The 15,567-nt window shown below is 40.0% G+C and carries 14 protein-coding genes; all 14 read right to left on the minus strand.

Annotation, left to right across the window (positions count from 1 at the left end):
* Positions 1 to 158 precede the first annotated feature (158 nt).
* Complete coding sequence (locus AX660_RS22290; RefSeq protein WP_068382310.1) at positions 159 to 1,046, minus strand: sulfotransferase domain-containing protein; 888 nt, start codon at positions 1,044 to 1,046, stop codon at positions 159 to 161.
* 52 nt (positions 1,047 to 1,098) lie between these two features.
* Positions 1,099 to 2,142 carry an acyltransferase family protein gene (locus AX660_RS22295; protein WP_068382312.1) on the minus strand — a complete coding sequence of 348 codons (1,044 nt, stop codon included), beginning with the start codon at positions 2,140 to 2,142 and terminating at the stop codon, positions 1,099 to 1,101.
* Between the two features lie 10 nt (positions 2,143 to 2,152).
* The gene (locus tag AX660_RS22300; protein WP_068382314.1) at positions 2,153 to 3,385 is read right to left on the minus strand and encodes a hypothetical protein; all 1,233 of its coding nucleotides are present in this window, start codon (positions 3,383 to 3,385) and stop codon (positions 2,153 to 2,155) included.
* Positions 3,375 to 4,778: an undecaprenyl-phosphate glucose phosphotransferase gene (locus tag AX660_RS22305; protein WP_068382316.1), complete on the minus strand. Its 1,404-nt coding sequence runs from the start codon at positions 4,776 to 4,778 to the stop codon at positions 3,375 to 3,377. Before AX660_RS22305 ends, AX660_RS22300 begins: the two co-directional genes overlap by 11 nt.
* Before the next feature lie 61 nt (positions 4,779 to 4,839).
* On the minus strand, positions 4,840 to 5,874 hold the full coding sequence (locus tag AX660_RS22310; protein ID WP_131811855.1) for a hypothetical protein: 1,035 nt from the start codon (positions 5,872 to 5,874) through the stop codon (positions 4,840 to 4,842).
* A gap of 1,042 nt (positions 5,875 to 6,916) precedes the next feature.
* Entirely contained in the window at positions 6,917 to 7,441 is a 525-nt protein-coding gene (locus AX660_RS22315) for an NUDIX hydrolase (RefSeq protein ID WP_068382320.1), read from the minus strand.
* Positions 7,442 to 9,856 carry a zinc-dependent metalloprotease gene (locus AX660_RS22320; protein ID WP_068382322.1) on the minus strand — a complete coding sequence of 805 codons (2,415 nt, stop codon included), beginning with the start codon at positions 9,854 to 9,856 and terminating at the stop codon, positions 7,442 to 7,444.
* Positions 9,857 to 9,974: 118 nt separating this feature from the next.
* Positions 9,975 to 10,586: a dephospho-CoA kinase gene (gene coaE / locus AX660_RS22325; protein ID WP_068382324.1), complete on the minus strand. Its 612-nt coding sequence runs from the start codon at positions 10,584 to 10,586 to the stop codon at positions 9,975 to 9,977.
* A 33-nt stretch (positions 10,587 to 10,619) separates the two neighbouring features.
* On the minus strand, positions 10,620 to 11,498 hold the full coding sequence (locus tag AX660_RS22330) for a prepilin peptidase (protein WP_068382326.1): 879 nt from the start codon (positions 11,496 to 11,498) through the stop codon (positions 10,620 to 10,622).
* 385 nt (positions 11,499 to 11,883) lie between these two features.
* The gene (locus AX660_RS22335) at positions 11,884 to 13,095 is read right to left on the minus strand and encodes a type II secretion system F family protein (protein WP_068382328.1); all 1,212 of its coding nucleotides are present in this window, start codon (positions 13,093 to 13,095) and stop codon (positions 11,884 to 11,886) included.
* An 85-nt stretch (positions 13,096 to 13,180) separates the two neighbouring features.
* Entirely contained in the window at positions 13,181 to 13,624 is a 444-nt protein-coding gene (locus AX660_RS22340) for a pilin (RefSeq protein ID WP_068382330.1), read from the minus strand.
* Positions 13,625 to 13,799: 175 nt separating this feature from the next.
* A complete protein-coding gene (gene nadC, locus AX660_RS22345; RefSeq protein ID WP_068382332.1) occupies positions 13,800 to 14,648 on the minus strand; it encodes a carboxylating nicotinate-nucleotide diphosphorylase in 849 nt (282 codons plus the stop codon).
* 284 nt (positions 14,649 to 14,932) lie between these two features.
* Positions 14,933 to 15,133 (minus strand): hypothetical protein, encoded by a 201-nt coding sequence (locus tag AX660_RS23145; protein ID WP_131811856.1) that lies wholly within the window; start codon positions 15,131 to 15,133, stop codon positions 14,933 to 14,935.
* 35 nt (positions 15,134 to 15,168) lie between these two features.
* A partial coding sequence (locus AX660_RS22350) for an EF-Tu C-terminal domain-related protein (protein WP_456095290.1) occupies positions 15,169 to 15,567 on the minus strand: 399 nt, incomplete at its 5' end.

Raw genomic sequence — 15,567 nt, forward strand, 5'->3', positions numbered from 1 at the left:
TTCTTTTATAAGTGTGGCGTGGGAATAACTTAAAGCGCCAACCCCCAAATTACCTGAAAGAAAGTTATGCCAAAGTAAACCAATTGTTATTTTTTTCATTTAAAAACCATTTTCTAAGTTATAAAAGTGAGTGAGTTCAATAATTTAAGTTTAATTATTTAATTCTCGTAAATTATGGACGTAAATTTTTCGCAGTGCTGCATAATTATTTTAATTTCTTCTTTACTTAATTCCGATTCCCAAGCTCGGGTAAGTTCAATAGGATTTCTTTTGAAGCTATGAAGTTGAGATTTTTTTTTACTTTTATTACTTGTATTCATATACTTTTCAACAATTTTAGCGTCAAGGCCGTCATTTTCATTTCCGAAAAATTGCAGGCAATCTTGTATAACTTCTTGGGGGGTAATACATAGATCTTCATGTTTAATGAGTTTGTAATTATCATTTTTTATTTTAATATTATGTGCTTGAAGATCCGCCCAAATTATAGAAAACTTTACAATTTCATCAGCATTGAAGTATCTATGTAGTAGTTCGGAGTTACTAGCAGAAGAGTAGTGCTGTAAATTTAATTTCCAGCCCATATTTTTAATCGAATTCCATACCGCACATGGATGACGTACCACATATATAACTTTGATATTGAGTTCTTGGGTGAGAAACAAGTTTGAGCGACTTAAAAAGGGGTCTTTTAATATGATACTTTTACTTTGGAACAGATTACGTAATCTTATTTTTCGCCACTCTTGTTCCGTTCTCCCTCCCCATATTTTACGTAAAACTTTTTTATAAGGACTGTCAAAATGGCTACTTCTTGAAAATGATAAATTTTCGAACTTTGAAATACTTTTTAGGTAATTTAAATTTTGTTCAGTATTAACATCAATATAATCGAAATTGACTTCTTTCAAACCAAAAGTTCGGTTGAAAGGTTCATGGAAAACATGATAATGATTTGACTCTTGGAAAATTTTTCCAAGAAAAGTGGTACCACTTCTATGCATACCCGAAAGTACACTAATATTTTTAATTATATCTTTTTGCATTTAAATCAGCCTCGTTAGTACTATTTAAAATATTAAATTTTATGAGGTTCATTTATTTAATTTTCATTTTTAATGCGCGCTTTTCAATTAATTGCCAAGACAAAATAGCTAGCACAAGTGTGCAGATAAATGAATAAACTATCATTTGTGAAATAGTGATATTAGGTATTTGAAATACAATAATCTGTTGAATAGGAAACGCATATAAATACAATCCATATGAGTAGTCACCTAATTTATTGAAATTCAGGATAAAACCAGACGGAATATATGCTAAGTAAAAAATAACATAGGGCAAAAAAATAAAGTAACCGAATACGAAAATATCTTTATTAAAAGCAGTTATAATAATCACGACCAGACTCAAAATAAAATAACGGAACGACAGTTTTACTTTGTTAGCGTAAGCACAATATGTAGCGCCGCAGAAAAAAAAGAAAGTTAGTTTTATTAAACTACTGGATAGGTTAGGTGTTAAATGTATACATATATTGACTGTAGCTAATATGATTACCGTAATTAGTAAAAAAAGTGGAATATTTGAATTGCTATTAATTAGTTTTAATGAAATTAGGAATAGTGCTAAAAGCAAGTACATTAGTAATTCGTAGGGTAAAGTCCATAAAGAACCATTGACCATGTTATTTAAAGGTGTGTTAAGAAAAACACCAGGTAGTTGATACTCTATTCCTGTGATTAATAATATATTCTTTATTAAGTACACATAAACCTGATTACTCAATAAATAATTATCAGGAGGGAGTTCTGAAGATACTATTCCTATTGCAAATACAGTAAATATCACGCAAAAGAACAATGCAGGATATATTCTGACTATTCTTGCCCAAGTAAATGAAAGTAGGCTTTTTTTTCTTTGAAAGCTGTTATATATGAGAAAACCACTACTAATAAAAAAAACATCTACCGCAATACTGCCCCATGTCATATTGAGGCTAACCCTTAAAGGCTCAGAATACTTAGAACCAGTTACTATGACAAAACTGTGACTAACAAGTACCATTATAGAAGCAATAAACCGTACTAGGTTAAAATTGTTATTTCTACCGGACAGATAATCTGCTAAGTATTTTTTCATAAAATCTCTTTCATCCTTGTTTGAAATCTGAGTTAGGCTCTGTTTTATTTGTTCTATAATTTTGGGTGAGGTAATTTTCCATAATACCTACCATGCCGCATAGTAGACCTGCGTAATAAAAGAGATAAGGAGATAGTAATGATAGAAAAAATGAAAATACGAAAAAATACTTAAATCCTTGAAGCACTCCGTCTTTTATTTTAGTTATTTTCATCATGATATAAGCATAAAAAAAGAAAAAGAAAATAATTCCAAATATTCCAAACTCATAAAATATCCCTATAACTCCGAAGTCAGATGATGAGAAACGAGTTCTAAATAGAAATTCTTTAAGCTTCCAATTCTCATTTATTTCTCCTGCTCCTAGAAAGTAATTTAACAAATTTCCTTTGTGTAAAAACTCTTCAATCACAAAAAACCTATTACCTCTAATTGAAATGGAATCAACATTAGACAGATAATTTACTATGTCAGATAATTGAAATAATGAGAGCAAGGTGATTGGTATTGCTAAAAAAAACAATGATTTCCAATGTTTTTGGAAATATCGCACTACCAGTATTATTAAAGAAACAAGGATGAAAACAAATAAATAGAACCTTTGGTCATGGAAGTTTGTTAAGTACCATAATGTTATTACATATATAACAATATTAAGTTTGTTTTTTTCTAGGTTAGCTAAAGCATAAAAAGAAACAAATGTAATTAATTGAACAGGTAGTTTTATTCTAAAACCTTTTGAATCTAGTATGAAAATTTGACTGTCTTGATGCCAGTATTTAGATGGATCAATCGCATACTGAAAATATACGTATAATGAAATTGTTATCCAAAACAACACCATTAATATGTGAAGTAATTCCTTCTCTGAAACGTTTCTTTTTTTTATGTAGTAGTACCCAAGAAATATCGATGCTGCGGCAAGTAGTTTGCCTTCTGCAACAATCGAATAAAGTAATGGTTGATTAAAGTAATAAGTTGAGCCGACACTGGAGCTTACTAAAATAAAGATATAACCAAAAAAAATGTAGAATATTCTTTTTTCGGATTTATTATTTTTTTTTATTAATATAAATATTGTAATAATGGAAAGTATTAGTGGTAAAATTAACTTTTGTAAATAATATAAATTTGGTAAGTCTTTTATGTAGAAAAAGTATTGAAAAAGAAATACAAATACTATATAGCTCTCAACTTTAAAATATGTATTTTTACTAAATTCACTAATAGAATTAATAAACATGTTTACCTACAAAACCTCTTAACACCGTGAATATGACTATCTTAAAATCGAACCAAAGTGACCAGTTACGGATATAAAATAAGTCGTATTTTATGCGCATTTCCATTTTGTCGACCGTGTCGGTTTCACCGCGCCAGCCGTTAACTTGTGCCCAACCTGTGATGCCTGGTTTCATTTTATGGCGCAGCATGTAGTAGTTGATTTGTTTACGGTATAACTCGTTGTGGGATATGGCATGAGGGCGTGGGCCCACTACCGACATATCACCCTGTAATACATTAATAAATTGGGGTAGTTCGTCGAGTGAGGTGCGGCGTAAAAAAGCCCCAAGTGGCGTAATGCGCGTATCGCCTTTGGTGGCTTGTTTTATGTCGTCGCCATTATCTTGGGTTGTCATGGATCTAAATTTATAGATTTTGATTTTTTTACCATCCATGCCGTATCTGTCTTGCTTAAAGATGACTGGGCCTTTAGAAGTAAGCTTGATTGCCGCTGCAATCACTAACATTGGTATAGCGATTAAGGCGAGTATGCCAATTGAAAGGCTGATGTCTTCAAGGCGCTTCATTATTTGATAGCCGCCCTTCATGGGGCTATCGTAGATGCTGATGGTTTGCATCTCGCCCACATGGCCCATACGGGCATGTAACAAATTATAGGTAAACATGTCGGGTAATATGTGTACGTCGACTGTGGTATCGCCTAAGGCTTTTAATACGCCGTTAATTCGGTCGGTGGCTTGCATGGGTAAGCCAATAAACAGAATTTCTATTTTACCTTCTTGGGCCATACGCACTGCTTCATCAATGCCGCCCCTAAAGTAGTCTAAGTACTTATCTTCGATTCTGTCAGGGCCTCGTTCATCAAATAAGGCGGTGATTTTATAGCCGGTTTCGGGGTGGTTTTGGATTTCGTTGTATAGATCGATACCACGTTTGGTTAAGCCGACTATGCCAACACTGCGGGTATTGCGGCCGTTACGGCGCATAGCAAATAGTATTTGCCTGAATAGTACACGCCATGCACACAGCAAGATGGTAACGCTGATTATCCAGGTGCCTAAAACTACACGTGAGAAATATTCGGTTTGTTTGGTAAAAAACAAAAATACAAAAATCGGGAATAAGGTCATCACCCATGCGGCACTGGCGTAGAACAACATCTCTTTTAATGAGCTGGCACGCCATGAACGATACAAGGCAAATAGTTCGGCAAAAAAGATAAAGCTAAGGTTGGCAATCAAACCCAGCATAAAGTACTTGGTATCGTATTTATCAATATACAGTAAGCTGGCCAGTGCCAAACATAGCTGAATAAGCATGATATCGATAAGTCGATACATAAAGGCAAACTGGTTGATGTTGTTACGGACAAATCCGTCGTTTTCACTCATGAATCGCTTTCCCTAGATATCTTCATTTTTTGCAATCTAACACTTGTGTATTAACCCGTTATTACAGTGTTGAACTGTGCTGTTTTATTTGTTCAGATACTTCAGGTAAATGCTGCAAACCATTTTTATAAATGATTTTATACATTTTTATTTTACCCAGTAAAACCGCGAACCACTGTAAGCGTTGTACTTCTAAACCTAAATTAATATAGGCGTCGGCCAGCATACTGTTTTGTAGCAAGAGTATCATGGCTTTACTGGCACTTAACTGCACTATATTGCAGGTTTCTTCGATATCATCTGAGCGCTCTAAAAAGTAAATCGCTTTTAAGGGGGCACTGCTTTCGCGCCATACTTTACCTTGCTCAACATCCAGTTCAAGTTCTTGTTTGGCAAATTTAGCATGCACATTTTTTTGCTCGATGACATGTAAACCAACATGAGTTGATTGCTGATTAGCTTGGCTGGTATTATTGTCTTTGCTCACGCTATTTGCATCATCAAGTTTTGTGCCAATCAAGTTGGTTACCGAATCAGGCCATAGTCTTATTTTTGGCCAACTTGGGTATATTTCGTAACGGCCTTGCTGGATATGATGCAGCGCGGCCATATCGTCTGTCATCATCTGAAAACCATAACTCAATAAATGGGTAGTTAGGGTAGATTTTCCGGTCCGACTTGGTGCAATAAATAAAAATGCATCATTATTGTGACACATGGCATTAGCGTGAATACAAGGCACCCCCTGTAGTTCGAGCCAACAGGCGATGGCCGTGCTTTGAATGTAGTGTTCGTAACTGGTACCACCCTCTTGCCAACTCACTTGCATGTGTTGCGAATCAAATACAAAGGTGCCACTGCCTTCGCAATTAATATTTAAGCTGTAGTTGTTTAAATGGCTGTAAAGGTTAATTTCAGTGGTGTAGCGCTCGCCTTGATCACTGAGTTGCCAAATAGGTGCATTGTTGGAAACAGGTAGGCTATCAACTTGTTCAAATGGAAGTGTAAAACGCACCGAATCATGAATATGACTACCAGCCGTTTTATCGATCAATTGTACGCCATGTAAGGGCTTTAAATATGAGAAATGTGTCATAACTTCCATTTGACGTAATAATTTGATGTCACTATCAAGATAACCAAACGATTGTACCAAGCGATTATGCAAAGCTAAAGCCAAAAAGCGGAATAAGCAGAAACTAGAAACTAGAAACTAGTGTAGAGCTAACGCAATAGACAAAAGCTATTCACCACAGAGGGCGCAGAGGAAAGACAATAAATTTGGTTAAGACAAGGTCCAAGCGTTTCTTAGCATTAAATATTGTTGCTGTTCTCTGTGTAGAGCTGCCTCTGTGCACTCTGTGGTTAGATGCTTTTGTCTTTCGGCGCCAGTGGCTAGTGTAGAGCTAAAGCAATAGACAAAAGCTATTCACCACAGAGGGCGCAGAGGAAAGACAATAAATTTGGTTAAGACAAGGTCCAAGCGTTTCTTAACATTAAATATTGTTGCTGTTCTCTGTGTAGAGCTGCCTCTGTGCACTCTGTGGTTAGATGCTTTTGTCTTTCGGCGCCAGTGGCTAGTGTAGAGCTAAAGCAATAGACAAAAGCTATTTACCACAGAGGGCGCGGAGGAAAGACAATAAATTTGGTTAAGACAAGGAGCTGGTGTTTTGAAGTCTGTCGTCTTAACACCCAATCTTTTGTTACCTCTGTGCAGAGCAGCCTCTGAGGTGAAAAGCTTCCGTCATTCCGGTGGTCTTGTGGGCCGGAATCGCTTTGCTGTTTTGGCGCCAGTGGCTAGTGTTGAGCTAACGCAATAGACAAAAGCTACTTACCACAGAGGGCGCAGAGGAAAGACAATAAATTTGGTTAAGACAAGGTCCAAGCGTTTCTTAACATTAAATATTGTTGCTGTTCTCTGTGCAGAGCAGCCTCTGTGATCTCTGTGGTTAGATGCTTTTGTCTTTCGGCGCAGCCGCATAGTTATTACTCGGTGGCCTCTGTGTTTAGTAGTTTTTGCTGTTTCTTAACCAGTCAACTCTCTGTGCACTCTGTGGTAAGTAGCTTTTGTCTGTTGCTTTAGCTCTACACTAGTTTCTAGTTTCTAGCATCTATTTACTGCTTTTTCTACTTCCCTTTTACAGCCAATTAGCAATACAGGCTGCTAGGGCTTTTTTATGTGATTCAAATGCGAGTGTGTCGGGGATTATGTCTTTGGGATCTCGCCAGCTGTAGCCACTTAGCTCCTCTTCTTGGATGGCAAGTTCAGGTAAAACACTGAGCTTAATGATAAAAAAGCTATCCAAGGTGGGATAGGTCACCGCTTTGTAACAATAGCTATTAGAAAACGAAAACATGTATTGCATACTATCAACCTGCAATTGTAATTCTTCTTGCAGCTCACGTATTAGGGCTTGTTCGTTAGACTCATTTGGATCAACAAAACCGCCGGGTAAATCCAGCATGCCTAAACAGGGTTGCTGGGCGCGTTTAACCAATAACAACTTATTGTCGTAAAAGATAAAACCTGTCACGGTTGCTGCCACATTGTGAAAATAGGTAAAACCACAGGTGCCACAGACAAAGGATTTAATACAATGCTGAGTGAGCGTTTGTGCCCCACATTCGGGGCAAAAACGACTTTGATTGTTGATATCTAACATTTAGATTGGTGATCCTGGTGGTAATGCTTTGGCTTTAAAAGACGACTTCCATTCACCACTTTGCATAAATTGCTCTAGCTGTTTTGCCATGATCTTATGCTGAGAATTACGCTCGTTGTTTTTGAGCCACTTAAGTAAATCCAACAAGCCTAATTCAAGCTCAGCACGTACTTCAGGCGCTAAGTTATCTTGCAAACTGGCGTTAACCGTGGCGTTAAGCACCACATGACTGATACGGTTTGCCAACTCGGCATGTGACTTTGACTGACTTTTTTGAATGGTATTGGCAAACAAACTAGCCACTACACTACTTACCGTTGGCGCACCTTTTTTGTTTGTTGCTTGCTGGGCTACACGATTTAAACGTTCGGCTTTAAGCAATAACTCCACGCTATAATTGGCCGCAGATTCTGCCGCACTTAGAGGGTCAAAGGTCAAACCGGTGCGACCATTAAAACTTTCTCGATTGCGCGACTCACCGTAGGCTTTTGGCGTAATCAAACGCGTAATGGATTCGGGAATAGCTAAATAATCTGTTTGCAGCGTCGTTAACAGTGCATTAATCGCCGCTTTTTGTTTATCAGCAGCAACTGCGACTGCCCCTTTGGCCTGAGGATAATCACCTTTAAGTTCATATTCGTAATCTACGCCACCGACCAATTTAGCCACGGCCTCGACTTGATAACGATGCAGCAAATAGATTGGTACTAGGGTTTCTTCTAGTGACGATAAACTGCTGCCACTTTTGAGGGTTTTTAAACCAAAGTTAGCTAAGGCTAGTTCACGTACTTTGCTTAAACGCGCGAGTTCGTCAACTGCATCTGCGCCACTGTCCCACAGATTTCCAGAGGGATTAGCCGCATGACCTGGACGTGCATCTGGATCAGACTGATACGCATAGTTTTTATCCCGCGCTTGTTGCACTAAGGCCTGCAAAGCCGTTGTTTCGTTGCTTGCTTTGGGAAAATCCTGATAGCCATAAGCAATCACATAATTGTCCCAAGCGCCCATTCCCACCGCATAGGCGCCATCTAAACTAATCTTGCCATCTTTGATTGAGACATAGGGATGGGGGTAGTCCATCACTGATTCACGACCATATTCACTGGGCGAAAAGTTATGGGCAATGCCCAGTGTATGGCCTACTTCATGGGCGGATAATTGGCGAATACGGGCCAGCGCCATCTCACGTTGGGCTGAGGTATCAACATTGAGGTCGTCTTGTCCGTTATCACTAAAGGGGCTGGTTAAACCTAAGGCGATTAAATAATCTTGTCTGACTCGTAACGAGCCAAGAGTAACGTGGCCTTTGATAATTTCGCCGGTGCGTGGGTCAATAACCGATGAGCCATAAGACCAACCACGCGTTGCTCGATGTACCCACTGGATCACGTTGTAACGCACATCCATGGGATCAGCACCTTCAGGTAATACTTTGACCTGAAAGGCGTTTTTGTAACCGATAGCGGTAAAAGCTTGATCCCACCACAATGCGCCGTCTTTCAGTGCGCTCATCACGGGCTCTGGAATGCCAGGATCTAAATAATAAACAATGGGCTCGACGGCTTCACTCACCTGGGCATTAGGATCTTTTTTGTGTAAACGGTGTCTGGGAATCAACTGCACCGCCATGCTTTGATCAATAGGTGCTGAATAGTCCTGATAACCTACTTCCCAATAACCTGAGTAAGGTGTGAACTGGCGGGGTTGATATTGATCATCGGGTAAACGAATGAACGAATGGTGTAAATGCACAGAAATACTGCTGGGATCGGGCGTGACTTGGCGCAGATATTCACCGGCTTTACCACCTGTAAAGGTCACTAAGGCTTCGAGTTCGGTATTATCGGCAAAAGCTTTACTGCGCGGCAAGTAAACCCCACTGCGCATGGCATCGGGCTTATATGAGCCTTGTTTGGTATTGTCTAATTGACCGCTGATATTATGAATATCCGAGAGTAAAAACGCGCTGTAATCAATCAATACACTTTTGCCATCAACCGCCACTACCGGAAACCCAGCAATAACTGAATCGGCAAAAGCTTCATCAATACTGGCTTGCTCTGCGGCATTGGTAGAGCTTGCTCTATAGGTGGTGTTGAGTTGTTTGAGCATCACTTTATTGCCATAACGCTCAAATTTTACTAAGCGAGTTTCACCCAATTGCCCACGATCGAGGCCGATATCATTAGAGCCAATTCCTTGGGGCATACTGCTTTGGAATAAAAATGTCTGAGTAAAATCATTGATTTGTAGAAATACTTTGTCTTGTTCAGCCTGATAATAAAAACTAAAAAAGCCCGTTTGTTGCTGCATGCCCTGAGTAAAATCTTTGATCGTTAGGGTTTTATCCTCTTTCGCTATCGCTGAAAGCGAAAATATAATCAAAGAAACAAGTAGAAAGTTAACGCGCATTTGGTGTGATCCCAAGAGTAGTTGCTCAAGCTCCACCTTAACCAGTTTTATAAACAAAAAAAAGTAAAAAGCAGAGTTGTGAATAGGAAATTGCTATGAGTTTAGAGTAAACGGCCGATTAACTTCCGCGGCTCGCGGCTAACTTAAGATATTGACTGTGCAGTAATGCCACTTTTGCTACTAGTTCATTGGCATTGCCTTCATTTTCAATAACATCGTCAGCCACGGCTAAACGCTCGGCACGACTTGCTTGCGCCCGCATAATGGCACTTATCTGTTCGGCATTACTGTTATCGCGTTTAACGGTGCGAGCCAACTGAGTCGCCTCACTTACATCAACAATTAATACGCGATCAACTAGTTCGCTTAACTTGTTTTCAACCAATAGAGCCACACTGAGAATGCAATATGCAGACTGCGCGGATTGAGTTTGGCTTAACATTTGTGCACGAATAAGGGGATGTAACAACTCATTTAGCCAATCTTTACTCGCAGGATCACTGAAGACCACTTGCCTAAGTTGACTACGATTTAACTCACCGCCATCGTTGAGCACTTGTGTACCAAATTTTATAATGATGGCTTGAAGTGCTGGAGTGCCAGGTTCAACCACTTGCCTAGCAATAACATCAGCATCAATAATAGCTATACCAAGGGCCGCAAATAAATCACTTACCGTGGTTTTACCACTGCCAATACCGCCACTTAAACCTATGACTAAACGACTCATTGTTACTATTCCTAAGGGACTACTACTTGCATACTACAGTAGCAAATTCCAATATTGATCAACTAGCCAGTCGCCGTATAACAAGGTTAACCAACCTGCCGCGGCCAAATAAGGCCCAAAGGGAATAGGCTGACTTTTATCTCGTCCTTGAATGACGATTAAGCTCACGCCAACTATCGCACCAACAAATGACGAGAGTAAAATCACCACGGGTAATTGTTGCCAGCCAACCAAGGCGCCAAGAGCAGCAAGCAGTTTAAAGTCTCCGTAACCCATGCCCTCTTTGCCGGTCAGCAATTTAAATGCCCAATATAAACTCCATAGGCAAACATACCCCAAAGCTGCGCCAATAATGGCGTCTTGTGCTGATACAAAAGTATCGCTGACACTCACCACTAAACCAATCCATAACAAACTCAAGGTCAGTTGGTCGGGTAATAACATTTTATCGAGATCAATAAAGGTCATGGCGATTAATAACCAGGTAGCCAGCACAGCAACCATGGCAGCCATGCCAAATCCAAAATGCCACGCCGCTAAACTGCTTAAAACTGCAGTGGTCAATTCAACTAAGGGGTAACGGATGGAGATTGGGTTACTGCATTTACTGCATTTACCTCTGAGCACTAACCAACTAACAACAGGAATATTTTCCCAAGCGCGGATAAGGTGCTGACATTTAGGGCAGGTTGAATCGGGTTTAACTAGATTAAAAGGTGTTGTTTCGGCTTGTGAGTTAACACTGTCGGGATGTAAAAACTGCTCACAATCACGGCGCCAACTGCGTTCCATCATAATGGGCAGGCGGTAAATAACCACATTAAGAAAACTGCCTACCAACAAACTGACCACAAACACTGTGCTAATAAAATATGCCGGAGACTCGGCCATGAGTTGTATCATTGCATTCATTTTGACAGACTTTTATAAGTGAAAGAAAAACGTCATAGCTTGCCAGAAAACCTTATATCAAGCTATCACACAATAGTGACTTGTCTTTTTTAGGAGTGTCTTTAGGGCCGAACAAATATTAACAAAATCTTTCGCAGCTAAAGCAACTCCTACCCTACCTACCGTCATCCCTGCATGCTGTTAGCAGGGATCCATAAACGATTAAAACAAACCGATTCCGGCTCAAAAGCCCACCGGAATGACGAAAGCTATATTAAATGTAGGAGGGCCTTAGGCCCGAACAAATATTAACAAAATCCTTCGCAACTAAAGCAGCTCCTACAGTTAACTCCTACAAAATTGCCTTGTGGTTGTTCTATAGCTCGAAACTCGAAGCTGCTATTAGCTAAATAACATTACCCATTTCAAAGATCGGTAAATACATCGCGACAATCAAACCACCAATGACCACACCTAATACCGCCATAATCATGGGTTCAAGTAAGCTCGTTAAACCGTCAACCAAATCGTCAACTTCGGCTTCGTAAATCGAGGCAATTTTGCTGAGCATTTCATCTACTGCGCCGGCTTCTTCACCGATGGCTATCATTTGCACCACCATTTCGGGAAAGACCCCTGTACCACGCATTGCCGTATTCATTTGAATACCACCGGCCACTTCTTTCTTAACAAATAATATGGCATCACGAAAAATGGCATTACCGGCAGCCCCGGCAGCCGAATCCAAAGCGCTAATAAGTGGAACACCTGCCGCGAAAGTTGTAGACAGGGTACGGGTAAAACGGGCTACCGAGGCTTTTTTTAATATCTCACCAATAACCGGAATTTTGAGTATTTTGGCATCTACCGAATCTCGCAATTTTTTGGATTTTTTATGGGCTCTGCCAAATAAATACCCAAAAGCGAATATGCCAGCACCAACAAATAAGCCGTAATCCTGCATAAAACGTGAAATCATTAAAACAAATTGGGTAAAAGCGGGTAACTCAGCACCAAAACTACTGAATATTTCTTCAAACTGCGGCACTACAAAAATCAATAATATGGTGGTAACAATAAAAGCCACTACGATAACGGCAATAGGATAAAACATCGCTTTTTTGATTTTAGATTTTAAGGCTTCGGCTTTTTCTTTATATATCGCGATACGATCATAGATAGTCTCCAAGGCACCGGATTGTTCGCCAGTTTCAACTAAATCACAATACAAATCATCAAACTGTTCGGGGTGTTTACGCAACGAGTTGGAGAGAGGATTACCGGCTTTTACTTCATTACTGATATCACCCAACATTTTACGCATTTTTACATTGTGATGACCCTGAGCAATCATATCTATCGACTGAATTAAGGTGACACCCGCACTGAGCATAGTGGCTAACTGCCTAGATACTACGGCAATATCCACCGGCTTGATTTTTTCTGCGCCTCTACCAAATAAAGGAGTTGTTAACTTTTTTACCTTTTTAGCTGAAATGCCCTGACGACGCAGCAAATTCTTAGCCTCTAATACCGAGAGGGCCGAAATTTCACCTTTAACTGCCTGACCTTTTTTATTGGCGCCGGAGTAAACAAAAGTAATAGGAGCAGAAGCCATAGATTCAGTACCGAGTAGAGATTAAACAAAAAAGCCCAGACAAATCTGGGCTTCTATAAATATTTAGCTAATTAGTAACCAGAGATTAACACAGGTTAGCTGCAACACATCCACCAGTAAGAGTTGTCCAAGTGGTTGTACCATTTAAAACCGTACCAATAGCTACATAGGTTTCAGTAGCAGTTACACCACTACGTACACCAGCAGTAGGAACTACAGTAATAGTATATGGGCCACCTGCAGCGCCTGTAATCGCAACGCTTGTCACCAAGGGACTAGCTGACCAACCAGCTTGTGGAACAATGGTTGAGCAGTCAGTAGGAATACCGGTTTGTACACATACTTCAACCGCTGTTTTAGCAGGGCCAGCAGCAGAAACCACTTCAGTAAACCCAGCTTTAGCTGTATAAGTTTGATAAGCAGGCAATGCGATCATGGCCAAAATACCGATAATAGCTACCACAATCATTAATTCGATTAGTGTGAAGCCGCCTTGTTTTTTAACGTTGTTCAATTGAGTCATGTTCATGGTTTAAATCTCCAACACTTTTCAGTGTATTGTGGTTTTACAAGTTTGTGCCAGTGACAGTGGGCTGCTTTATGGCGTTCTTTAAATTCCTGTTCAGTATAGAACGACATCGCATTCTGGCAAGTATGTAAACACATACCTTAGTCTTAAGTGTAAAACAGCTCACTTTTAGACCTTAACCTTTGGCTATCACGCGGAAAGATAAATCAATTGCATTCACATGCTTAGTTAAGGCACCAGAAGAAATAAAGTCTATACCTGTTGCGGCCAATATTTTAAGCTGATCGCGTGTTACATTGCCCGATACTTCCAGTTTGGCTTTACGCTGATTAAGCTCTACAGCCTGCTTAATCATCGGCACACTAAAATTATCTAACATAATGATGTCGGCCCCAGCATTTATACCTTGAGCCAATTCATCAAGATTTTCTACTTCAACTTCGACTGGTAAATCAGGGTGTTGCATACGTGCGCGACTGACTGCCTGAGCAATTGAGCCACAAGCCAGTATATGATTTTCTTTGATCAAAAATGCATCAAACAAGCCTATACGATGATTCTTACCACCGCCACATGTTACCGCGTATTTTTGCGCCATACGCAAACCAGGCAAGGTTTTTCGGGTATCGAGTAATTGGGTGTGTGTGCCTTTTAGTTCCTCTACACATTGCGCCGTTAATGTAGCGGTAGCACTGAGAGTTTGTAAAAAATTAAGGGCTGTTCTTTCACCCGTTAACAAAGCACGAGCTGGGCCTGATACTTGAAATATACGCTGACCAGCGCTGAGTTTGTCACTATCTTTGGCAAACCATTGCAATTTAATAGTGGGGTCCAGTTGCTGAAAAGTTTCTGTAACCCACGCACTACCCGCCAATATACATGCTTCGCGCGTAATCACGTCAGCAGTAATAGTTTGCTCAACTGGGATCAAATTAGCGGTAATGTCACCCTCTTCGACCGATTTACCCCCTAAGTCTTCCCATAAGGCAAAACTCACTGCTTGTTTAATATGTTTTTGTAACATGAGCTCTCTTTCAATTTTTTTTAATTGTGATTTTTATTTAATAAGGCGCTTATCAAGCTAGTTTGCAGCAATACGATTATCACTTCACGTAGTAATTTTGTGAGTTGTTCGTGATTATTCTACCTTTCAACTTCCCGATGGTCACATGCATTCTTCAATCTTAAATTTGTGTGGCTAAGTCAGGGGCATAAAAAAAGGCCACCTAAGTGACCTTTTTTGCATCAGACTTAATAAAATTAAGCGATGATTTTTGCTACTACGCCAGCACCAACAGTACGGCCACGTTACTCCGGACGTTCCAGCCCCTCGCAGAGCTCGGGTCGTTCAAACGGGAAACAGCAAAAATATTTGCTGTTCCTTTTTCCGTTTTCACCCTGTCCTTCGCCCTGCGGGCCGACCTCCGGTCGTTCTATATTGTTCCAGACAATATAGTCACGGAAATCCGTTTCGGTGGAAAACCGTTGGCGCATAAAAAAAGCACTCATTTGAGTGCTTTTTTAGAGGTTGCTAGTAGCGACTATTATGCAATGATTTTTGCAACAACGCCGGCGCCAACAGTTCTTCCACCTTCACGGATAGCGAAACGTAAACCTTCGTCCATCGCGATTGGGTGAATCAACGTAACAACAAACTTAAGGTTGTCACCTGGCATTACCATTTCTACGCCTTCTGGAAGCTCTACAGCGCCAGTTACGTCAGTAGTACGGAAGTAGAACTGTGGACGGTAGCCTTTGAAGAATGGAGTATGACGGCCACCTTCATCTTTAGACAATACGTATACTTCAGCTTCGAATGTAGTATGTGGCTTGATTGAACCAGGCTTACATAATACTTGACCACGCTCTACGTCTTCACGCTTAGTACCACGTAGTAACACACCTACGTTTTCACCAGCACGACCTTCGTCAAGCAATTTACG

It is taken from the genome of Paraglaciecola hydrolytica, from assembly GCF_001565895.1.
Taxonomy (GTDB): Bacteria; Pseudomonadota; Gammaproteobacteria; order Enterobacterales; family Alteromonadaceae; genus Paraglaciecola; species Paraglaciecola hydrolytica.